Below are 22,938 nucleotides of genomic sequence, written 5' to 3'. Positions count from 1 at the left end.
GAACCTCGTTCTTGTCGGTGTCGTGCGCTCGTCCACCGGCCGCATCCGTCTGATTCCAGAGTACGTGCCCCGTCCTCCCCAGAATGTGAATCCGCCGAGTCGTACACCGACCCTGACCGGAGCGGGAGGTGGAAACGACACCGGCGAGGGTGGACTCATGAACAGGACAATCGTCAAGACCAGGGAAGCGCACGACTTCCTCGCCCTCGTGCCGCAGCTCGTCGGGTTCCTGCCGGAGAAGAGCCTGGTGCTCGTCGCCTTCCGCGGCAACCGCACCTGTGGGGCCATGCGGTTCAACCTTCCCGAGCCGGGGGCGCCGGAGAAGGTGCTGAAGCGCATCGCCACCACCCTCGTGGGTACCATCTGCAAGATCCCGGACGTCGACGCGCTGGTCCCCGTGGTCTACAGCGACGAGACCATTGCGGGCATAGTCGGCCTGCCGCAGGAACGTTTCGTGGAGGTGCTGTGCGCGCGGGCCCGGCTCTCCGGTTTCCTGCTGCGGGATGCCCTGTGCGTGGCACCGGACGGGTGGGGATCGTACTTCGATCCGGGCTGCCCGGCCGCCGGGTATCCGCTCAGCGCGATCGCCGCCTCCGAGGTGAACCGGGCCATCCCCGACGCGGTTCGTCGCGACCTCGCGACGCTGTCGAGCCGCGCGGACCTGCCCGCGGTGGATCCGTCGATGAAGGAGCGGCTCGGCCGCCGGCTGGCGCGCTATCAACGCCTCGGTGCCGGGGCAGACACGGTGCCGGAGCTGCTCGAGCTGGCCGGGGACATCCTCGACCCGGTGGTGGCCGCCGAGGCCGCGCTCGGCTTCGACGCGCAGAACCTCGGGGTCGACGACGCGGCTGCGCTGCTGTTCCTGGTGCAGGGGCCGGCCTGCCGGGATCAGATGATGCTGCAGTTCGCCTTCGGTGAGACGGTCGGCCGCAACACGCACGCCCTCAACCTGCGGTACGCCATCCTGCAGCGAGCCACGGGCCGCAGCCTGGACGACATCATCGGCGAGGAGCAGTCCGAAGGTCACCACGGCCCGCACTCCCGGGCCACGAGCGACCTCCTGCTCGGCCTGTGCCGCGAGCGCCCCGACCCCGACCGGATCGAGCAGGCCATCCGGCTCTTGAAAGTGCTGGTCGCTCTGGCACCACGGAAGGCCAGGCCGGCGCCGCTGTGCATGCTGGCCTGGCTGTCGTGGGCGATGGGGCGCGGCTCGGTCGCCGGGATCTTCGTCGACCAGGCGCTGGCGATCGACCGACACTACGGCATGGCCGAGCTGCTCAGCACGGTCTTCGGGTCGGGGCACCTGCCCGACTGGGCGTTCGCGGTCCCGCCGGACGAGACCGCAAACGCCTGAGCCGGCTGGAGCCGCTTGAGACGGTCGGGCTACAGGTACTTGGGCGCCTCCGACAGCACGCCGTACAGGATGTCGCCGATCTCGCTGAATTCGGCCGGGCCGATCGTCAGCGGGGGAGCGAGCTGAACGACCGGGTCGCCGCGGTCGTCGGCTCGGCAGTAGAGGCCGGCCTCGAACAGTGCCTTGGACAGGTAGCCGCGCAGCAATCGCTCGGACTCGGCATCGTTGAAGGTTTCCTTGGTGACCTTGTCCTTCACCAGCTCGATTCCGAAGAAGTACCCCTCACCGCGCACGTCGCCGACGATCGGCAGCGCCAGCAGCTTCTCCAGCTCGGCCCGGAACAGCGGCGAGTTCTCGCGCACGTTCTCGTTCAGCTTCTCCTCCTCGAAGATGTCGAGGTTGGCCATGGCGACGGCCGCGGAAACCGGGTGGCCGCCGAAGGTGTAGCCGTGATAGAAGGTCGTGTCGCCGTGCTTGAAGGGCTCGTAGATGCGGTCGCTGATGATGGTGGCGCCGATCGGGGAGTAACCGCTGGTCATGCCCTTCGCACAGGTGATCATGTCCGGTTCGATCCCGAAGGTCGTCGACGCGAACATGTTGCCGATGCGCCCGAAGGCGGTGATGACCTCGTCGGCCACCAGCAGCACGTCGTACTGGTCGCAGATTTCACGCACCCGCTTGAAGTAGCCGGGGGGCGGCGGGAAGCAGCCGCCGGAGTTCTGCACGGGTTCCAGGAACACCGCGGCGACGGTCTCGGGGCCCTCGAACTGGATCATCTCCTCGATCCGGTTGGCGGCCCACAGGCCGAACTTCTCCACGTCGTCACCGAGGCCGGAGCCCATCTCGTCGGCCCGGTAGAAGTTCGTGTTCGGCACGCGGAACCCGCCGGGGGTCACCGGTTCGAACATTTCCTTCATCGCCGGGATGCCCGTGATGGCCAGGGCACCCTGCGGGGTGCCGTGGTAGGCCACGTTGCGGGAGATGACCTTGTGCTTGGTGGGGCGGCCCTGCAGCTTCCAGTAGTACTTGGCCAGCTTGAAGGCGGTCTCCACGGCCTCGCCGCCGCCGGTCGAGTAGAAGACCCGGTTGAGGTCGCCGGGGGCGTTGGCGGCGAGACGGTCGGCGAGCTCGATGGCGCTCGGGTGGGCGTAGGACCAGATCGGGAAGAACGCGAGTTCCTCGGCCTGCTTGGCCGCCACCTGGGCGAGCCGCTTCCGGCCGTGGCCGGCATTGACGGTGAACAGCCCGCTCAGGCCGTCGATGTACTGCTTGCCGTTCGAGTCCCAGATGTGGTGGCCGTGACCCTTGGTGATGATCGGCACGCCGTGACCGGTTTCGAGCACGGACTGCCGCGAGAAGTGCATCCAGAGATGGTCTTTCGCCTTCCGCTGCAAGGTCGCGTTCTCGGCATCCGTGTACACACGGGGCGCACCCGGCGTCCCGGCGGTGGTGTCGACGGTGTTCTCGGTGTCGAGCCCGGTCCCGAGCCCGGTGTCAACTGCGGCGTCGACTGCGATGTCGGGCGCGGCGGCGTCGCTGCTGGCTGCTGTGATTGTCATGTTTTTACCGTGTTCCCCAGTTGTAAAACTGCTTGTGGAGTTTGAGATAAACGAAAGTCTCGGTGGAGCTGACTCCGTCGAGACCGCGGATCTGAGAATTGAGAAGGTCGATCAGCTCGTCGTCGTCCTCGCAGACGACTTCGACCAACAGGTCGAAAGAGCCGGCCGTCAGAACGACGTAGTCGACGGCCGGGATGGCGGCCAGCTGGTCCGCGAGCACCCGGGTGTCCCCGGTCGCACGGATGCCGATCATGGCCTGGCGGTAGAAGCCCAGCTGCATCGGGTCGGTGACGGCGACGACCTGCATGACGCCGGCATCCGTCAGCTTCTGAACCCGTTGGCGCACTGCCGCCTCGCTCAGGCCGACAGCCTTGCCGATTTCGGCATACGAGCGTCGTCCGTCGGCCTGGAGTTGCTCGATGATCTTCTTCGAGACCTCATCCAGTGGTGCCGGCTTGCCGGCGGCATTGCGCCCGTTTCCGCTCATCCAGCGAGTATGCCAGCGGCAGTGCCGTCAGGCAAGCGATTCCGCAGCAATTGACCTCAAACACAACGGAATCCACGGATGATTGTCTGGTTCAGGCTCGGTTCCCGCCGCTAGGATGAACCCGTCGGCGAGGTCTCGCCGACGCAACGGAAGGGCACCATTCCCGTGGGGCGCGTCGGATGCGAAACCGGTCCCGGCACCGAAGCCGTCTGGACGTTCGTCGTGGGGCGCGGCTTCATCGCGGCCCTCCCTGCCGGCACCCCGTCGGGCATCATTCTGACCCTGGCAGCGCTCGTCACGGCACCCCAGGTCGAAGCCGAAGAGCTCGTCGGCCTGCTGCCCCTGGGCGGCGAGCAGGCCGTCGAGCACTTCGCCGTGATCGTGCAGCGGACGCCCACTGACGAGGACGGCATCCCCGTCTCCGTGATTGTTCGCGGTGAAGTCTCGGTCGACGTCTTCTCGGTGGGCGGGTCGCGCCGGTTCTCGGCCGGCGGCGTCCGCCCCTGGCTGCTGGCCGACTTCCGGGCCGTGACCGGGTTCACGGTGGGCTCCACCGGGCGACCCGTGGCCACGCCGAACGCTCTCGACTCCGGCCGACCGTTCGGCCTGGGCTCCGTGTCCGCGACGACCCTGTTCTGGTCACTGGCAGATCACGGGCAGGACGGAACTGCGGTGCCGGCCCCTGCGCTGACCGACGACGTGCCCGCCGATGACGCCACGATCGTGCGCGCCGGCGACCCGGACCGCCCGGCCGACGCCGATACCGTTCTCGCCCGCCCGGTCGAGGTGGACGCCCTGATTCCGGGCGGCCATGCGGACGTCGGGCCGTGGGCTCCCGTCCATTCGGGCGGCCCGGCCCGGCCCGCCGAGCGCCCGTTCTCTTTCCGGCTGCCGAACGGGGAGGAGTTTCCCCTGGATCTTCCGTGCCGCCTCGGGCGCCGCCCGCGCCCGCCGCGCATCGGTTCCTCCGCGCCGGTTCGGTTGATCGAGGTTGCCTCGCCGACCTCCGCCGTCTCCGGCACCCATGCGGAAATACGGCAGGAAGGCGGCTCCGTCGTCGTTACCGACCTCGGTTCCACGAACGGAACGGTGGTGGTGCCACCGCGCGGGCGTAGACAACGGCTCCGCCCCGGACAATCGCTCACGGTGCTGCCCGGTACAACGGTGCACTTAGGGGACGGTAATATCATCGAGATCCTCCCCGCAACCGGCCAGTCGCCCGGTCAGTAATCGCACGGCAATTTCGGAAGGCACAACCGTGACCCAGATTGGTCAAGGCTCAACCGGTTCCACCGTCGTACTTCCATCGGTGCAAAAGACCGTGACACTGGCCTGGGCGGCCCTCACCGATACCGGGCACCGCCGCCAGATCAACGAAGACAGCCTCGTCTCCGAAATTCCCGTCTTCGCAGTGGCCGACGGGATGGGCGGGCACTCCGCCGGCGACGTCGCCAGTGCCGCCGTCGTCACCCGGCTGGGTGAACTTGCCGGCACGGACCACCTCGAAGCGGAGGCGATCAATGAGGCGCTCGGCCGGTCCGTCGTCGACATGGCCTCCGGTGAGGGCGTGACCGACCAGGGCACCGGAACGACCGTCACCGGCGCGGCGCTGGCCGTCGTCTCCGGGGTGCCGCAGTGGGTCGTGTTCAACATCGGCGACTCCCGGGTGTATCAGCTCACCTCCGGCGTGCTGGAGCAGGTCACCACCGACCACTCCGTGGTTCAGGAACTCGTGGACGCGGGCCGGATCACGCGGGATGAGGCGGATGTGCACCCGCACGGCAACATCGTCACCCGCGCCGTCGGTTTCCACGAACCGCCCGTGCCCGACTATCGCATCCGTCCCCTGCAGGCGGGGATGCGGCTCCTGATCTGCTCCGACGGCCTGACCAAGGAGCTGACGGCGTACGGCATCCGTCATTTCCTGATCTCCAACCCGCGGGCGGAAGACGCGGCTCAGGCTCTCCTGGACGCCGCGCTCGACAACGGCGGCCGCGACAACGTCACGGTGATCGTGCTCGACGTCCTCGCCGTCGACGACGTACCCCCAGAGCTGGGGTAGTTTTCCACCTCCCGCACGGCGGGCGGGCACCTAAAATTAGGGAGCGCCCGTCGAATCACCCGGTCGATCCGCGCCTGTTCCCGCACGACCCGCACTGATGATGAGACCGGGAGGCGACATGGCACGGCGACTGCCCTCCACGCCGCCGAACCTGCCGGGATTCTCCTATCTTCGAATGCTCGGGTCCGGCGGCTTCGCCGATGTGTTCCTCTACGAGCAGAACATGCCCAGGCGCCAGGTCGCGGTCAAGGTGCTCCTGTCCGAGATCGTCAACGACCACGTGCGACAGCTGTTCCAGGCCGAGGCCAACCTGATGGCCCGGCTGAGCTCTCATCCGTCGATCCTGACGGTCTTTCAGGCGAGCGTCTCCGCGGACGGCCGGCCGTATCTGGTCATGGAGTACTGCTCCTCGATCCTCAACCAGCGCTATCGTTCCGAACCGCTCTCGGTGCCGGAAACCCTCCGAATCGGTGTGAAGATCGCCAGCGCCGTCGAGACGGCGCACCGGGCCGGGGTGCTCCATCGGGATCTCAAGCCGTCCAACATCCTGGTCACCGCGTATGGACACCCGGTGCTGTCCGACTTCGGGATCGCCGCCACCCTGGGCGAGGCCGAGCGGAGCGACGCCGTCGGGCTCTCCGTCCCCTGGTCGGCCCCTGAGGTGCTGCTCGGCGAAATCTCCGGGTCGGTCGCCTCGGAGGTATGGTCGCTCGGCGCCACCCTGTACTCGCTCCTGGCCGGTAGGTCCCCGTTCGAAGTGGCCGGACCCGACAACGGTTCGGCCCAGATGATGGCGCGGATCAACAAGGCCCGCATCCCGACGATCGACCGCGCGGATGTTCCGGCCCGGCTGAGCGCCATCCTGAACCGGACGATGTCTCGGCGGCCGGAGCTGCGGCAGCAGAGCGTGTTGGAACTCATTCGCGAGCTCCAGTCGGTCGAGGCCGAACTCGGCCTCGCGCAGACGCCCCTCGAGGTGGAGCAGGACGGCTGGGCCGTGGCGGCCCGCGCCGACCTGGAGGACCAGACCCGGATCACGGGCATCAACTCCGTCGACGCCTACGCCGGAAGGCGCCGCCGGAAGGCGTCGACCCCGAGCCGTGCGGCGCGCCCGACGACCTCGGTGCAGGCCGGAACCGGGCAGCTGGGCACCGGGCACTGGGGCGCCGGGCAGCCGAGCGCCGGCACCCGGGGGGACACCGTGACCACCCGGCCCCGGAAACGTCGGCGCGCGCTCACCGTGTGGGGACTCGTCGGCGCGGCGGTGCTCATCGCCCTGCTCGCGACCACTGCGGTGAGTGTGCTGGTGAACCAGAGCGGCACCGGGATCCCGCTGGTGCGCGATGTGGGCGGCGAACTCCGCTCCGGTACCGTCGTGTTCAGCTGGGCCGACCCCGGAGTCCGGGACGGCGACAACTTCGTGGTCACCCTGCGCGACGGGGAGAGCAGCATCCAGCGGGGAACGGAATTCCGGGTCGATCCTCAGGGACAGGCGAGGATTTGCGCGACCGTTTCGGTCAACCGGGACGGTCGGAGCGGCGCTCCGAGCGGGGAGAAATGCGTCGACAGCGTCGTTCCGGCCCAGGTCGGCGGCACCCGGTGATCCGTCGCTGGCTCGCCGCCCATCGGTCGCTGTTCGCCACCGCACTGAGCGGCACCGTGGTGCTGGCCGTCATCGCCACCGTGGCCATCGTTTCGGGTGGGTACACCGCGCAGCGCCTCGACCTCGGGGATGCGGCCGTCTGGGTGACGAACGAGGCCCGGCAGGTCGTCGGGCGGGCCAACACGGCCGTCTTCGAGCTCAACACGGTCGTCAGTGCCGGGAGCACCAGCCTCGACGTGGTGCAACAGGGTGCAACCGTGCTGGTGCTGGACCGCGGCAACAATGCCCTCGACATCCTCGACCCCGCGACCGCGGACGTGGCCGACAGCGTGGCCCTGCCGCCGGAGGCTGCCTCGGTCGTCCTGGCCGGCGACCGGGCGGTGATCACCGCGAACGGGGACGTCTGGAATGTGGCCGCGAGCCAGCTCGCCGGGTTCGACAGCACGACGGAGCCGACGCTGGCCTTCGGCGCCGGCTCCGTGGTCAGCCTCGATCCGGCGGGGGTGCTGTACGCCTTCACTCCGGCGACAGGGGAGCTCTCCCGGGTCGACCTGCTCACCGCGGACACCATCAGCAGCACGGTCATGGTCGCGGCCGGCGAAACGGATGACAACTACCACCTGACCAGCGTCGACGGTCGGTGGGCGCTGCTCAACGCGTCCAGCCGGCGTTTGTTCCAGGCGGAGGGGCAGGAAGACCTGTCCGGGACCATCCGGGTGGGGGATGAGCCGGTCCTGTCGGAGCCGAGCGTGACGGGCGACCGCGTTTTCGTCGCCCACCGGGAGGGACTCGTCGCGGTGCCCGCTGCCGGCGGGCCCCTGACCCCACTCGTCACCGGACGGAGCGGGGACCCCGCCGCCCCCGTGCAGGATGAGTCCTGCGCGCATGCCGCCTGGTCGGACGGCACCGTCTGGCGTGACTGCGGCACGGCCGGCACGGCGGACGCTGACGGCGCTGACGGCGCCACCGCCACGCTGTCCGGCATCGCGGGAGACGCCCGGCTCGCCTTCCGGCGGAACGGATCCGGGCTCGTCCTGAACGACGCCCGCAACGGCGCGGCCTGGGCGGTGCAGCGGGGCAACGAGTTGATCGACAACTGGGCCGACCTGATCGACACCGAGCCGGATCAGGAGCAGGTCGAGCAGGCCGCGGACGACCTCGCCCCGGAGTTTGAGAAAGCGCAGGTGCCTCCCGTCGCCGTCGACGACGCCTTCGGCGGACGGCCCGGACGCACGGTCACCCTGCCCGTGCTGCTCAACGACTTCGACCCCAACGGTGACGTGCTGGTGATATCCGCGCTCACCCCCGTGCCCGACTCGGCCGGACGGCTCGAGCTCGTGGCGGACACCCAGCAGGTGCAGCTGACCCTCACGCCGGAGGCATCCGGAACACTGAGCTTCGACTACACCATCGACGACGGGCGCGGCGGGACCTCCTCCGCCACGGTCACGGTCACGGTGCGCGCCCCCGAGGAGAACGCCGCGCCCGTGCAGGCGCGCACGACGAACACCACGGTGCGCGCCAACGGACGGGTGACCACCGCGGTGCTCGGCGACTGGGTCGACCCGGACGGCGACCCGTTCTACCTGGCGGCGGCCACCGCGCCGGCACCGGACCAGGTCAGCTTCACGCCGGCCGGATCCGTCGTCTACACGGATGCCGGCGTGGGCGCCGGCGCGAAAACGGTGGGTCTGACCGTTTCCGACGGCCGTTTGAGTGGGGCGGGAACGCTCTCGGTGATGGTGCGGCCCAGCGGGTCCGTGCCGATCGTCGCCGAGGCGTTCGTGGTGCTGGCCACCGCGGGCAGCGAAGTGACCGTGTCGCCGCTCGAGCATGTGCGGGGCGGGTCGGCTCCACTGCGGCTGAGTAGCGTTCCGGCCAAACCCGAGGTGAGCATCACGCCGGACTTCGACGCCGGCAATTTCCGGTTGAAGAGCAGCGTGGTGGGGGTGCACGAGATCGAGTACGCGGTGACGGACGGCGACATCACCGCCACCGGACGCATCCGCGTCAACGTCACGGCCGCGCCCGACGCCAACACCGCCCCCGTCACCGTGCCGCACACGGCGTTCATCCGCGGCCAGCAGGCCACCCTCGTGGACGTGCTCGCCACGGACTCCGACCCGGCCGGCGGAGTGCTACTGGTGACGGGGACCGAAAATGTCCCCGTCGACAGCGGGCTGCGGATCGAGATCCTCGACCAGCGCATTCTGCGCGTGACCCTGACCAAACCCCTTGAGGGCGGCACGGCCGTGTTCGGCTACCGGGTCAGCAACGGTCTCGCCGACGCCGCGGGCACGGTGACCGTGATCGAGATCCCGCCGCCGGCGCAGAAACAGGCCCCGATCGCCGTCCCGGACTCCATCTCCGTGCGGGTCGGCGACGCCATCGACATCCCCGTGCTCGCGAACGACGAGCACCCGGACGGCGACACGCTCACCCTCGCCCCGGCGCTCGCGACCGAGCTTCCCGCCGGCAATGGCCTGCTCTTCGTCTCCGGCCGGGTGCTGCGGTTCCTGGCGCCGGACACGGCCGGCAACGTCACCGCCGTCTATCGGGTGAACGCCCCGGACGGCCAGTTCGCGAACGCGGAGGTCACCATCGCGGTGCGGGAAGCCGATCCGACGTCGAACAGCGCCCCCGTGCCGAAGACGGTGACGGCCCGCGTGCTCGCCGGAGACACGGTCAGCATCGCGATCCCACTGTCCGGCATCGACCCCGACGGCGACTCCGTGCAGCTGGTCGGCCAGGAGACCAGCCCGGAGAAGGGGTCGGTCACGGTCACCGGCGTCGACTCGCTCGACTACAGGGCAGGGGAGTACTCGGCCGGCACGGACACGTTCAGCTACTCGGTGGTCGACGCACTCGGGGCCAGGGCCGTCGGCACGGTGCGGGTGGGGATCAGCCCGCGCCTCGACGGCGCCCGCAACCCGGTCGCCGCGCCGGACGAAGTCGTCGTGCGCCCCGGCAGCACGGTCGCCGTGCGGGTGCTCGGCAACGACTCCGACCCCGACGGCGGCACCCTGAGCATCACCGGCGTGGAGGCGAGCGGCGGGGCCGACTCGGGCAGTGCCGTCATCGACGGCGACACCGTGGCCGTGACCGCGCCCCCGACACCGGGTCGCTACGGCTTCATCTACGAGATCCAGAACGTGCGGGGCGGCACGAGTTCCACCTTCCTCACAGTCGTGGTCCGGGAAGACGCCCCCCGCTCACGGCCCGACGCCCGCGACACCCATGTGGCGCTGTCCGACGTGCTCGAGGCCCGAACCGTCGACGTCGACGTGCTGGCCAACGTCTTCTTCGCGGAAGGGCCGGTCTCCGAACTGGCCCTGAGCGTCCCCGACCGTTTCTCGGGAGTCGCAGAGGTGACGCCTGCCCGGCGCATCCGGGTCACGGTGGGTTCGACCAGCCAGATCATCCCCTTCGCGGTGGCCCACCCGGAAGACGCGAGCATCGTGTCCTACGCGTTCATCTGGGTTCCCGGGTCCGAGGACGCCCTGCCCCAGGTGCGCCGCGGTGCCCCGCCGCTGACCGTGCAGAGCGAGGCGGTGCTCGCCATCGACATCAACGACTACGTCGTCGCCGTCGCCGGAAAGAAGGTGCGCCTCACCGACCGCAGCCTCGTGCAGGCCACCCACTCCGACGGAGCAGACCTGGCCCCGAGCGACACCGGCCTCGCGTTCACCAGCGCCGACAAATACTTCGGACCCGCTTCCATCTCGTTCGAGGTGACGGACGGTTCGGGACCCAACGACCCGGACGGGCGCACGGCGACCATCGTGCTGCCCATCGAGGTCACACCCCGCGAGAACCAGCCGCCCGGCTTCGGCGGCGCCGTCCTCGATTTCGAACCAGACCAGGAGAAGGTCATCGACCTGACCAGGCTCACCAGTTACCCGTATCCGAACGACCAGGCCGAGCTGGCGTACACGGTGCTCGACCCGCAGCCGACCGGTTTCAGCTACGTGCTCGACGGCCAGAAGCTCACCCTGCGCGCCACGGAATCCACCCCGAAGGGCGCCCGGAGCACGATCACGATCGGCGTGCGCGACGGCGTCCAGGAGGGGCGGGCCGGCCGGATCGACCTGCGTGTCGTCGCATCCACTCGACCCGTTGCCATCCCCGAGACGGATGCCGCGGTCGCCCCCCGCGGCAAAATGACCGTCGTCGACGTGCTCGCGAACGACGGCGCCGCCAATCCGTTCCCGTCCGTGCCGCTGCGCGTGCTCGCGGTGCGCGGTCTGGACGGCGGCGCCGTTCCGGCCGGGGTGAGCATCACGCCCAGCACCGACCGGAGCAGGCTGTCGGTCCGGGTCGCCGCGGACGCCGCGCCGACCGACCTGACCCTGCAGTATCAGGTGGCCGACGCGACGAACGACCCTGCCCGTCACGCCTGGGGCACGGTGCGCATCTCCGTGCAGGACAAACCCGACCCGGTGTCCAGCCTGCGCGTCACCGGCTTCGCCGATCGGAGCCTCTCGGTCGCGTTCAACGCCGGACCCTCCAACAACTCGCCGATCACCGGATATCAGATCTCCCTCCTCGACGCCGGATCGGGGGCGGTGCTGTCCAGCTCGCTCTGCTCGGCCACCACGTGCGCGGTCCCGACGCCCGGCAACGGCCAGAGCAATGCGCTGCGGGTGTCGGTCGCAGCCCAGAACGCGATCGGCCTGTCTGCGGCGACCGTGCTGTCCACTCCGGTCTGGTCGGACTCGGTGCCGCCCGCACCGACCGGCCTGGTCGCGGAACCGCTCGACGGCGGGCTGCGCCTGCGCTGGAACACCGTCGCCGCGGTGGGCGGCGGCACCGCGATTCGTGGCTACCTGGTGACCAGGAACGGCGCCGCCCAGGAGGAGGTCAGCGCCTCCGGACCGAACTGCGGGGCCGGCACCTGCACCGTGGACGTGACCGGCCTCGCCAACGGTGTGAACACCCCTTTCACGGTCAGCGCCCGCAACGACGCCTACCCGGCCCTGGCCGGCTGGAACAGCGCGGCCGGCAGTGCGACGCCGTTCGGACCGGCCCGCGCCGGGGCGATCACGGCCAACGCGGCGGACAGCGCCGGAGCGGTGACCGTGACGTGGGACGCGTTCGACGGCCGGGGTGACCTCATCGGCGGCTATTTCGTGCAGCGCCTCACCGCAGACCAGGTTCCGACGGGCGCGCAGGCGTGCACGGTGTCCGCGTCGGGGGAGCTGCGGGCGCCGACCGGGGGCGGCATCGTCGCCGAGCAGCGAACGCTGGGCGGAGACACGACCAGCGCCGTGTTCGACAACCTCCTCGCCGACAACGGCCGGTACTACTTCGTCGTCTGGGGCTACAACCGGGGCGGCTGCGCCCCGACGGCCGTGGCGAGCGTGCTGGTGCGGCCGGCGCCGGGGCCGGTCACCGACGTGCAGAGCACCATGGCGGCGCGGGGCGACGCCTGGGATCTGCGCGTCGACGAGGTCAGGCCGAGCGCGGGCATCCGTGACTACCGACTGCGTGCCGTCAACGACGGCGGTAACGCCCTCCCGAACACTGAGATCGTTTTCGGCGGGGCAGGCTGGCCGCGCGAGCTGCTGGGGCTCCCCTTCGGCCAGGCCGTGCGGTACCAGGTGCAGGCCTGTTCCGAGTGGGGATCCTGCGGACCGTGGTCGGAAACGTTCATCGCACCGGAAGCATCCGTCAGTTTCACCGTGACCGGGCTCGCCTACGACCCGGCCACCGGAGTCATCAGCTGGACCAACGGGCCGGAGAACAACGGCCTCCCCGCCGCCTATCGGTGCTCGGTGCCCGGCGACCCCGCCGTGGCCCCGCGGGACGCCGACTCGCCGAACACCTGCAGTTTCGGCACCGACGCGCCGCCCCCGCCGGCCGGCACCGTGCTTCTGACGGTCACCGTGAATAATCAGACCTATACCTACGCACGATGAACCAGACGAAAGTGATCACCCCATGACGATGACCGCGGAGCAGGCGGCCCAGTTCGCCGACGTTTTCGACCGACTGGTGACCGGGGTCGAGCAGGTGCTGCTGGGCAAGCACCACGTGATCCGGATGTCGTTCACCGCGCTTCTCAGCGGCGGGCACCTGCTGCTCGAGGATGTGCCCGGCACCGGAAAGACCTCGCTCGCTCGCGCCATCGCGCAGAGCGTGCGCGGCACCAGCAACCGGGTGCAGTTCACCCCCGACCTGCTGCCGGGCGACATCACCGGGGTGAGCATCTACGACCAGCGCAGCGGGGCATTCGAATTCCACCGCGGGCCGGTCTTCGCGAACATCGTCCTGGCCGACGAAATCAACCGGGCCAGCCCGAAGACCCAGGCCGCCCTGCTCGAGGTGATGGAGGAGGGACAGATCACCGCCGACGGGGTCACTCACCCGGTCGCGGCCCCGTTCATGGTGATCGCCACCCAGAACCCGATCGAGCAGGCCGGAACGTACCGACTGCCCGAGGCGCAGCTGGACCGGTTCATCATGAAGGCCTCGATCGGCTACCCCGACCATGCCTCGACCATCCGCATCCTCGAGGGAGCCGGGCAGCGCGCGCATGAGGCGACCGTGCCGCCGGTGGTGTCCGCGGCCACCGTCGTCGAACTCGCCGCCCTGGCCCGCACCGTCTTCGTCGACGCCACCATCAACGACTACGTGGCGCGCCTGATCGACGGCACCCGGACGAGTTCCGAGGTGCGCCTGGGCGTGAGTGTGCGCGGGGCGCTCGCACTGATCCGCACCGCGAAAACCCTCGCCGCCGCGAACGGCCGCCACTACGTGGTGCCGGACGACGTCAAGGAGCTGGCCGACGCCGTGCTCGCGCACCGGCTGGTGCTCGACCCCGAAGCCGAATTCGACGGCGTCACGGCCTCCAGTGTGATCGCCCGGGTGCTGATCGAGACGCCGCCGCCCAGCGACAGGCAAGCTGCGTGACGCAGGGGGCGCCGGTCACGGTCACCGGCGCGGCGTCCGCGCTGCCGGTTCCGGTTCCGGTCCCGGTTCGTGTTCCGGTTCCGGCTCGTGTTCCTGGCCCCGTCCCGGTCCCCGGTGACGGCCGGCTGGCCGAGGCCGTGGCGGCGGGAGTGCTATTCGGGCAGGAGTCCGGGTCCCGCGTCGCCCGCACCCTGCGCGCAGTCTCGTCCGTCGTCACCCCGCTCGGCTGGGCCGTCCTGGCGCTCGTGGGGACCTCGTTCCTGTTCGGCTATGCCATGGGCTGGACCGAACTCGTCGTGATCGGCTGGGCCGGCCTCGTGCTGTTGGTTGCGGCATCCGGGTTCCTGATCGGACGGAACGCGTTCGAGATCCACCTGCACCTGCCCGTGGACCGGGTGGTCGTGGGGGAGCGGGTGCCCGGCCAGGTGAGCGTGCGGAACCCGACCCGCCGAAGACTCCCGGGCGTCGGCGTCGAGGTGCCGGTCGGGGCCGGCCTGGCCGAATTCAGCACGCCGAGCCTCGCCGGCGGCGAAGAATTCTCGGACGTCTTCATCGTGCCGACCCGCAAACGCGGCGTGATCCCCATCGGTCCGGTGCAGACGGCCCGCGCCGACCCGATCGGGCTGTTGCGCCGGGAGGTCGTCTGGGCCGAACAGGCCTCACTGTTCGTGCACCCGCGCACGGTTTCGATCCCGAGCATGAGCACCGGCTTCATCCGTGACCTCGAGGGCAATCCCACCCGCGACCTGACCAACAGCGACGTCTCATTCCACGCGCTGCGCGAATACGTGGCGGGGGATGAGCGGCGCACCATCCACTGGAAGAGCACCGCGAAGACCGGTCGGTACATGGTGCGCCAGTTCGAGGAATCCCGTCGCAGCCATCTCATGGTGGCGCTCAGCCTGGCCGAGTCCGACTATTCCGGCGAGGACGAATTCGAGATGGCCGTCAGCGTCGCCGGCAGCCTGGGGGTGCGGGCCATCCGCGACGCGCGCACGGTCTCCGTGGTCGCCAGTGCGGTGCCGCCGGATTCCACCGGGCGACGGATACCGGCCCTCCGTCCGCTCTGCACCCTCACCCGCTCCCGGCTGCTCGACGACCTCAGTGGTGTGGAGCGCGCCCTCGGGGCCCCGACGGTCAGCGAGCTGGCTCGGGCCGCCGCGGACACCGTGGCGGGGATCTCGGTGGCCTTCCTCGTCTCCGGGTCGGCCGTCACCCTGACCCAGCTGCGCACGGCCGCCAGCCGTTTTCCGGTCGGCGTCGACGTGGTCGCCGTGATCTGCAACCCGGAGACCGTGCCCAGCCTCCGCCGCGTGGCCGAGCTGAGCGTGCTCACCATCGGCTACCTCGACGACCTGCAGCCCAGCCTCGCCCGAACGAAGGCGGCATGAGCGCACGCGGGGTGAGGCGCAGCGGCGCGCGCCGAGACGGGATCACGGCCGGCGGCATCCGTTTGGACTGGCGCTTCATCGTCGGCAACACCACGTGGCTGCTCCTGGCGACCGTGATCGCCGGCGCGTCGCTCTGGCCGGTCTATCAGAGCCGCGCGTTCATCGTGCTGGTCGGCGTCACCTTCGGGCTGGGCGCCGTCGTCGCCATCCTGGGGGCGCTGTTCCGCTGGCGCACCTGGCTGGTGGCGCTTTCCACCGTGGGGGTCTACCTCGTCGCCGGGGTGCCGGTGGCCGTTCCCGGTCGGGCGGTGCGCGGCATCCTGCCCACACCGGGCGGCCTCCTCGACCTGCTCGCGGCGACCGCGCTGAGCTGGAAACAGCTCGTCACCATCGTCCTGCCGGTCGGTTCCTACCAGGCGCTGCTCGTGCCGGCGTTCATCCTCGTGCTGCTCAGCACCGTGATCGGGCTGTCGGTGGCTCTTCGCGCCCCGGTCGGCGAGCTCGGCACCCTGGCCCCGGCCGCCCTCTTCGTCAGCGGAATCGTGTTGGGGCCGACGGTCGCGACCCGGCCGATCGGTACCGGTCTCGGCCTGTTCGTCGTGCTCCTGTTCTGGCTGCTCTGGTTTCGCTGGCTGCGCCGCCGTTCCGCCCGGCGGCTCGCCCCGCAACAATCCCGCCGCAGCACGGCGTCCTCCTCCGACCGGCGGCTCGCGGACGCCCGCGGGCTGTTCGGCTCCGCCGTGATCGTGGCGGTGGCGATCGTCGCCGGCACCGGGGCCGCGGTCGTGCTGCCGGTCGACGTGCCGCGCGACGTGTTGCGCGCCCGGGTGCAGCAGCCGTTCGATCCCCGGGCCTACCCGAGCCCGCTGAGCGAATTCCGCGGCTATCTGCAGGCCGGGCGAGCGGATGCGGTGCTCCTCGAAGTGGCCGGGCTGCCGAGCGGCGGCCGGCTCCGCCTGGCCACCCTGGACAGCTACGACGGGGTCGTCTACTCGGTCGGCAGTGACCAGGTCGACAGCGCCTCCGGGTCCTTCACCCGGCTGCCGGACCGTCTCGACCAGTCCCTGGTCGACGGCGACGAGGCCACCCTCACCGTGACGGTCGAGGGCTACACCGGAGTCTGGGTGCCCGGCGCGGGCCAGCTCGAACGCATCACGTTCACCGGTCCCACCCGGATCATGCGCTCCGACTCCTTCTATTACAACGACAACAGCGGAACGGCCGCGGTGCTCACCGGGCTGGTCAGAGGGGACAGCTACCAGAGCGTGGGTGTGATCCCGCGCGCACCGGAGAGCCTGGCCGACCTTCGCCCCGGCAGCGCCGTGCTGCCTTCACCGGCCGTTCTGCCGGACGAGCTCGAACAGGCGCTCGCCCGGTACGTGCAGGCCGGTGACCCGCCCGGAGTGCAGTTGCAGGCCATGCTCGACGGCCTCAAGACGGAGGGGTATATCAGCCACGGCACCCTCCCGGACGAACCGGTGAGCCGGTCCGGGCACGGCACCGACCGGATCAGCGAGCTGTTCACCAACCAGCCCATGCTCGGCGACGCCGAACAGTACGCCGTGGCCGCGGCGCTGATGGCGCGTCGGCTCGGCTTCCCGGCCCGGGTCGTCATCGGCTTCGTTCCGCAGGCGGCGGGTGACTCCGGATCCGCGGCCGGGGCCGAGGCCGTTCCCGTCGTCGGTTCCGACATCTCGGCGTGGATCGAGGTGGCCTCCACCGAGGGCTGGGCCACGGTCGATCCGAACCCACCCGTGCGGGACATCCCGGCACAGGCACCCGACGACCCGTCAGTGGTCTCCCGGCCGCAGTCGGTCGTGCCCCCGGCCCTCCCGGACCCGGCGGAGCTCCGCGACCCGGCCCCGCCGGAGAGCACCAGCGAAGACCCGCCGGCACCTCCCAACCCCCTGCTGGCCTTCCTGCTCCACGCGGCGATCGTCGCCGCGTGGACGCTGCTCGGCCTCGGCGTGCTCCTCTCGCCCGTCCTGCTGATCGCCCTGGCCAAGGCGCGCAGGCGGCACCTGCGCCGCACCCGGTCCACGCCGCTCGACCGGATCCGCGGCGGCTGGCGCGAATTCTCCGACGCCGCACTCGATCACGGCATCGACGTTCCGGCGGGGGCGACCCGCACGGAACTGGCGGCGCTGGTGCCGGGAGGGGCGCCTCTGCCGCTGGCGGTGGCCGTCGACCGCGCCGTGTTCTCGCCGGAACGGCCGGGGAACGCCGCCGCCGAGGAGGTGTGGACCGCGGTCACCGACCTGCGCCGTTCGCTCGGCGCTGGCCGCACGCGCACCGACCGGATTCGGGCGCTCGTGTCACTGCGCTCGCTGGGTCGGTACGCTGGAGGGGCATCCGTTGGCCGAACAGCCCCGCGAGGGAGCGGCCCTGCACCGGGAGGAGCCCGCCCATGAATTGCCTGATCTGCGGTGCGCGGCTTCCTGTCGGCGCCATGTTCTGCGGCGAATGCGGCAGCTCCAGCACCGCCACCCCGCAAACCCGGAAGCGACCGGACCCCCGGCCCAGCGACACCACGGTCATCCAGCCGCTTCGCCGGCGCGCCGTGGTCTCCGTGCCGGTTGTGTCGGTTCCGGTCGACGTCCCGGTCGAACTCCCTGTCATCGCCGTTCCGATCGAGGTCCCGCAACCGGTTCCGGTTCCAGCGCCGGCACCGGCACCGGCGGCTCTCCCGGCTTCGCCCGCCGCGGTCATCCCGGCCGCGCCCCTGTTCGTGCTCCAGTTCAGCACGGGGGAGACGATCTCCGCCTACGGCACCGGCCTGATCGGCCGCCGGCCGCTACCCCAGCCGGCCGAGCACCTCGACATCCTGGTGCAGATCAACGATCTCGGTCGGTCGGTGTCGAAGAGCCACCTCGAGTTCGGCCAGCACGACGGCGAGTTCTGGGTCACTGACCGGTTCTCGGGCAACGGCACCATCATCCGTCGCCCGGATGCGGTGTCGGTGCGCTGCGAGCCCGGCCGGCGCTACCTCGTGCCGCGTGGTTCCCGCGTCGATATCGCGGACCAGTTCTTCATCCTCAACTAGGCCCGCGCCGCCGGGTCACGCGCCGCCTGGTCACGCGCCGACCGGTCCAGCGCCGCCTGGTCCAGCGCCGACGCGTCCCTCCCCAGCCCGGTCATCCGGCCGGCGTGCACGGATGCCGCCGCGTCCGGTTGCCCGGGGCCCCCGGGTGGTGGGCTGGTGCGGTGATTCGAGCCGATGTCCCGCTGACCCTGCCGTCCCGTCCGGCCGACCCGCCGCCGCCCGGCTTCCCGCTGATCGCGAGTGTGGCGCCGCTGGCCGCGGCCGGGGTGATCTGGCTGATCACGGGCTCGGCCTTCGTGCTGATCTTCGCTGTGCTCGGCCCGGTCATCGCCGTGGCCGGCCTGCTCGACGCACGCCGTACGGGCCGTCGCACCCGGCGCACGAATGCCGCCGAATTGGAACGGGCCCTGGCCACCCTGCGGGCCGAGGTGACCCTGCGCCACGAGGAGCTGCTTCGTGTGCGCTGGCGGCGCACGCCGTCGGCGAACAGCATCGCGGCCGCCCCGCACGCCCATCTGCGCTGGAACGGCTCGGGTGCCGACGTGAGCCTGGGGTCCGGTGCGGTGCCGAGCGGTCTGCGCCTCGACGGCGGCGCCGGACCCGACGAGCACCGCGACCTGCGTGACTGGGCGGCCACGCTCACCGACGCACCCATCGACGCCGACGCCGGCGGGGGCATCGGGATCATCGGGCCGCTTCCGCTCGGGCAGGCGCTGGCCCGCGGGCTGCTGGTGCAGCTGGCGTGCTCGCTGGCTCCCGACCAAGTCGGCCTGACCGTGCCCGAGCGCGGCTGGGAGTGGGCGGCCTCCCTCCCGCACGACCCCGGGCCGGCCTGCGCCCGCCGCGTCGTGGTCTGCGAGGCGCCCTCGCCGGGAGGAGCACCCTCCGGGTCGAGCCTGGTCGTCGCCCTGGCCCGCACGCTCGCCGAGCTCCCGTTCGGCTGCGACACGATCGTGCGGGTGCAGGGTCCCGGCCGGGCCGAGATCCTGAGATCCGGCGTGCACGCCTGGGGAACCGGTTTCCGGCCCGAGCTGATCACCGTCGAACAGGCGCTCCTGGTCGCCCGCGTGCTGAGTGCCCGGGCCGCGGCGGCCGGACTGGTGCAGAGTGCGCGGTCGGTCCCCGCATCCGTTGCCCTCGCCGAGCTCACCGGCTTCCGGCCCGGGCGCCGGGCGCGGGAGGGCCAGTCCTCATCGCCGAGCCTCCGTTGCGTCATCGGGGTGGGAGAAGCGGGGGAGGTGTCGCTCGACCTGGCCCTGGCCGGGCCTCATGCCGTCGTCGGGGGCACGACCGGCAGCGGTAAAAGCGAACTCCTGGTGACCTGGGTGGCGGCGATGGCGGCGGCGGCCGGCCCCGACGAGGTGACGTTCCTGCTGATCGATTTCAAGGGTGGGGCCGCGTTCGCCCCGTTGTGCGCGCTGCCCCACTGCGTGGGACTGATCACCGACCTGGACGGGCACCAGGCCGCCCGGGCGCTGGCGAGCCTGGCCGCCGAACTGCGGTACCGCGAACGCGTGCTCGGCCGGGCCGGAGCGCGCGACATCGTGGACCTGCGCCGGCAAGATGCCGGCGGTGCGCTGCCGCGGCTCGTGATCGTGGTCGACGAGTTCGCGACCATGCTGACGGCCTTCCCCGACCTGCACGCCCTGTTCGTCGACATCGCCGCCCGAGGCCGGTCGCTGGGGGTGCACCTGATCCTCTGCACCCAGCGGCCCACGGGCGTGGTGCGCGACGCCCTGCTCGCCAACTGCACGTTGCGGGTGTCGCTGCGGGTGAACAACCGCGCCGACAGTGTGGCGGTCCTCGGAACGGATGGCGCCGCGGCCCTCGGCGCCGACCAGCCCGGCCGGTGCCTGATCGCCGCGGGCGCCTCGGGGCCGGTGCTCTGCCAGGTGGCCACGACGTCCGAGCGGGAGATCCGCACCCTCGCCGCCGCGCATGCCGAATCATCGAGCCCTCGACGCCCCTGGCTCGACCTGCTGCCCCCGACGGTGAGCCGCGGGGACCTCCGGGCCCTGGTCGCCAACGGAACGGCGGTCGACGAGAGCGCGCCCGGCGGCACGGTGTCGGCCGTCGCGCACGACCCTGCCGTGCGCGGCGGTCTGCTCGGGCTGGTCGACGAACCGGAACTGCAGCGCTACCGGGAGGCCCGCTACGAGCCGATCGCCGACGGCAGCCTGCTGGTGATCGGCGGCCCCCGCTCGGGAAAGTCCACGGCGCTGGCTGTGCTGGCGGCGGAGTTCGCACCCGTCGGCGCTGCCGTGCTCCTCGGGGCGGACGTCGAGGCCGTGTGGGACGCCCTCGTCCAGGCCCGTCGACGCCTCGACGCCGGCGAGAGCCCGATGGCCCGGCTGCTGCTCCTTGACGACTTCGATTCCGTGCACGCCCGCTGGGATCAGGAACACCGCCCGGCGGCCCTCGAACTGCTCGCCGGGCTGCTCCGTGACGGCGCGGAGGACGGCCTGCGGATCGTCGTCGCCGTGCAGCGGCTCACCGGGTCGCTGCCGTCACTGACGGCCCTGTGCCAGAGACGGCTGGTGCTGCGCCTGCCCGAGGTCGCCGAGCACGTCGCGGCCGGGGCAGCGGCTGCCCTGTACGACGACCACCTTCCCCCCGGCGGCGGGAGCTGGCAGGGCCACCGTATCCAGCTCCTCGCGCCGGAGCCGGATGGTGCCCTGCCGGCGGCGGGGCATCCGGGCACGGCGGAACTCCCGGATGTCGCCCGGCTCCTGGAGCGGCCCGGGCGGGTCCAGCTCGTCGTCTCGGGCTCACCGTCCCGTACGGCCCGGGTGCTGGAGTCGGTCGCCGGCGCGCGGGTCGTCGACCTCGCCGCCGTGCCCGCGACCGTGCTGGCCGAGGCCGCCCGGGCCGACCCGCCGCTCCGGTTGAGCGAGGCGCAGGCGGGCACCGCCTTCGTCGGCGACGTAGACGCGTGGCAGGCGCAGTGGTCACTGCTGGCCGCCCTGCGCCCGCGAGCGGACCTCGTGTTCGACGGCTGCAGTCTGGCCGACTTCCGGGCGATCAGCCGGCGCCGGGACCTTCCGCCGCCGCTGGCGCCCCACCGAAGCCGAGTGTGGCTGCTGAGCCCGGACGGCACCGTTCGCCGGGCCACGCTGCGGCCTCCGGTCGCGCAGCCTCCGGTCGCGCAGCCTCCGGTCGGGTAGCCTCCGGTCGAGCCGCGGATCAGGCCAGCGCGTCCGCCAACCCGCGGAGCGGTAGCGAGTGTGCGCTCGCGACCGGGGCGCTGGTGACCCGGCCGCCGACCGTGGACAGGCCGAGGGCGAGAGGGGCATCCGCTCGAAGCGCGTCCTTCCAGCCCCGGTTCGCGATCAGCCGCACGTAGGGCAGCGTCGCATTGGTCAGCGCGTAGGTGGCGGTGTTGGGCACGGCGCCGGGCATGTTCGCCACGCAGTAGAACAGCGACCGGTGCACGGTGAAGGTCGGATCGGCGTGCGTCGTCGCGTGGGAGTCGGCGAAGCATCCGCCCTGGTCCACGGCGATGTCCACGAGTACGCTGCCCGGCTTCATGCGGGACACGAGCTCGTTGCTGACCAGTTGGGGGGCCCTGGCCCCGGGGATCAGCACCGACCCGATCACCAGGTCGGACACGACGAGCGCGCGGTCGATCTCGTAGCTGTTGGAGGCGATGGTCTGCACCCGCCCGTAGTACAGGGCGTCGATTTCGCGCAGGCGGAACAGATTGGTGTCGAGAACGGTCACCTGGGCGCCGAGGCCGAGCGCGACCTGCATGGCGGCCGTGCCGGCCACGCCTCCGCCGAGCACGGTGACCCGGGCCGGATGCGTTCCGGGCACTCCGGGCACGAGCAGGCCCGGTCCGCCGTTGGGCTTCAGCATCGCGTTGGCACCCACGATCGGTGCCAGGCGGCCCGCAACCTCGCTCATCGGCGCCAGCAGCGGCAGCGCCCGCGAGGGCAGTTGCACGGTCTCGTAGGCGATAGCGGTGACGCCGCTCTCCAGCAGCGCGCGGGTCAAGGCCGGTTCCGCGGCCAGGTGCAGGTAGGTGAACAGCAGCAGATCGGAGCGAAAGTGGCCGTATTCGCTCGGCACGGGCTCTTTCACCTTGAGCAGCAGGTCCGCGTCGGCCCAGGTGGACGAGGCATCCGGCATGACCGTTGCGCCCGCCGCAGCATAGCTCTCGTCGCTCAGCCCGGAGCCGAGTCCGGCCCCCGTCTCGATCAGCACCGCGTGCCCGTTCGCCACGAGGTCCTGCACGCCGGCCGGGGTGATCGCCACGCGGAACTCGTTGTTCTTGATCTCTGCCGGAACTGCGATCTTCATGGCGCTCCCTTACTGCAGACCCTGATCGGTGGACCGCATTGTCCTGAGCGAAATCCTACCGCTGCCGAACAGCCCATTTCGAATGAGGATGTTGCCACAAAATACTGATTTCGTGCGTGAGGTGAGCAAAAATTAACGATTCGGTCACTCTTGGGTGCGCGAACGGTGCTGCTGTGCGAGTATCTAGCAACTCGCTATGAAAGCTGTGAGAGCTCACCCGCTGAGAAG

Annotated in this window: 13 protein-coding genes; 10 read left to right on the top strand and 3 right to left on the bottom strand. The window is 70.9% G+C overall.

Annotated features, from left to right (window positions below):
- The first annotated feature begins 157 nt into the window (after positions 1–157).
- Complete coding sequence (locus E3T23_RS07225; protein WP_166806231.1) at positions 158–1,354, top strand: DUF4192 domain-containing protein; 1,197 nt, start codon at positions 158–160, stop codon at positions 1,352–1,354.
- Positions 1,355–1,383: 29 nt separating this feature from the next.
- Here E3T23_RS07225 and E3T23_RS07220 read toward each other — a convergent pair whose 3' ends face one another.
- Together E3T23_RS07220 and E3T23_RS07215 are read right to left on the bottom strand one after the other, a co-directional pair.
- Entirely contained in the window at positions 1,384–2,913 is a 1,530-nt protein-coding gene (locus tag E3T23_RS07220; protein ID WP_134369690.1) for an aspartate aminotransferase family protein, read from the bottom strand.
- A 4-nt stretch (positions 2,914–2,917) separates the two neighbouring features.
- Positions 2,918–3,400, bottom strand: a complete 483-nt coding sequence (locus E3T23_RS07215; protein ID WP_134369689.1) for an Lrp/AsnC family transcriptional regulator — start codon at positions 3,398–3,400, stop codon at positions 2,918–2,920.
- A 165-nt stretch (positions 3,401–3,565) separates the two neighbouring features.
- On the opposite strand from E3T23_RS07215, the gene E3T23_RS07210 reads away from it, so the two are divergent.
- The 9 genes from E3T23_RS07210 to E3T23_RS07165 all read left to right on the top strand — a co-directional run bounded on the left by E3T23_RS07210 (position 3,566) and on the right by E3T23_RS07165 (position 21,575).
- Positions 3,566–4,630 carry an FHA domain-containing protein gene (locus tag E3T23_RS07210; protein WP_134369688.1) on the top strand — a complete coding sequence of 355 codons (1,065 nt, stop codon included), beginning with the start codon at positions 3,566–3,568 and terminating at the stop codon, positions 4,628–4,630.
- Positions 4,631–4,709: 79 nt separating this feature from the next.
- Positions 4,710–5,462 (top strand): PP2C family protein-serine/threonine phosphatase, encoded by a 753-nt coding sequence (locus E3T23_RS07205; RefSeq protein ID WP_241977699.1) that lies wholly within the window; start codon positions 4,710–4,712, stop codon positions 5,460–5,462.
- A 118-nt stretch (positions 5,463–5,580) separates the two neighbouring features.
- The gene (locus E3T23_RS07200) at positions 5,581–7,065 is read left to right on the top strand and encodes a serine/threonine-protein kinase (RefSeq protein WP_134369686.1); all 1,485 of its coding nucleotides are present in this window, start codon (positions 5,581–5,583) and stop codon (positions 7,063–7,065) included.
- On the top strand, positions 7,062–12,983 hold the full coding sequence (locus E3T23_RS07195; RefSeq protein ID WP_134369685.1) for a fibronectin type III domain-containing protein: 5,922 nt from the start codon (positions 7,062–7,064) through the stop codon (positions 12,981–12,983). Before E3T23_RS07200 ends, E3T23_RS07195 begins: the two co-directional genes overlap by 4 nt.
- Positions 12,984–13,005: 22 nt before the next feature.
- Entirely contained in the window at positions 13,006–13,977 is a 972-nt protein-coding gene (locus tag E3T23_RS07190; protein ID WP_134369684.1) for an AAA family ATPase, read from the top strand.
- A complete protein-coding gene (locus E3T23_RS15875) occupies positions 13,974–15,368 on the top strand; it encodes a DUF58 domain-containing protein (protein ID WP_277612452.1) in 1,395 nt (464 codons plus the stop codon). The genes E3T23_RS07190 and E3T23_RS15875 overlap by 4 nt, the downstream gene beginning before the upstream one ends.
- On the top strand, positions 15,365–17,779 hold the full coding sequence (locus E3T23_RS07175) for a transglutaminase-like domain-containing protein (protein ID WP_134369682.1): 2,415 nt from the start codon (positions 15,365–15,367) through the stop codon (positions 17,777–17,779). The genes E3T23_RS15875 and E3T23_RS07175 overlap by 4 nt, the downstream gene beginning before the upstream one ends.
- Positions 17,776–18,411, top strand: coding sequence for an FHA domain-containing protein (locus E3T23_RS07170; protein WP_134369681.1), 636 nt, complete (start codon positions 17,776–17,778; stop codon positions 18,409–18,411). Before E3T23_RS07175 ends, E3T23_RS07170 begins: the two co-directional genes overlap by 4 nt.
- Before the next feature lie 161 nt (positions 18,412–18,572).
- On the top strand, positions 18,573–21,575 hold the full coding sequence (locus E3T23_RS07165; RefSeq protein WP_166806230.1) for an FtsK/SpoIIIE domain-containing protein: 3,003 nt from the start codon (positions 18,573–18,575) through the stop codon (positions 21,573–21,575).
- 19 nt (positions 21,576–21,594) lie between these two features.
- Here the strand turns inward: E3T23_RS07165 and ald are convergent, their stop codons facing one another.
- Positions 21,595–22,710, bottom strand: coding sequence for an alanine dehydrogenase (gene ald, locus E3T23_RS07160; protein ID WP_134369679.1), 1,116 nt, complete (start codon positions 22,708–22,710; stop codon positions 21,595–21,597).
- Between the last annotated feature and the right edge of the window lie 228 nt (positions 22,711–22,938).

Origin of the sequence: Cryobacterium cheniae (assembly GCF_004403395.1) — a bacterium.
Taxonomy (GTDB): Bacteria; Actinomycetota; Actinomycetes; order Actinomycetales; family Microbacteriaceae; genus Cryobacterium; species Cryobacterium cheniae.
Note: the sequence above shows the minus strand (reverse complement) of the source record. Positions and strands in the feature narration are given on the sequence as shown.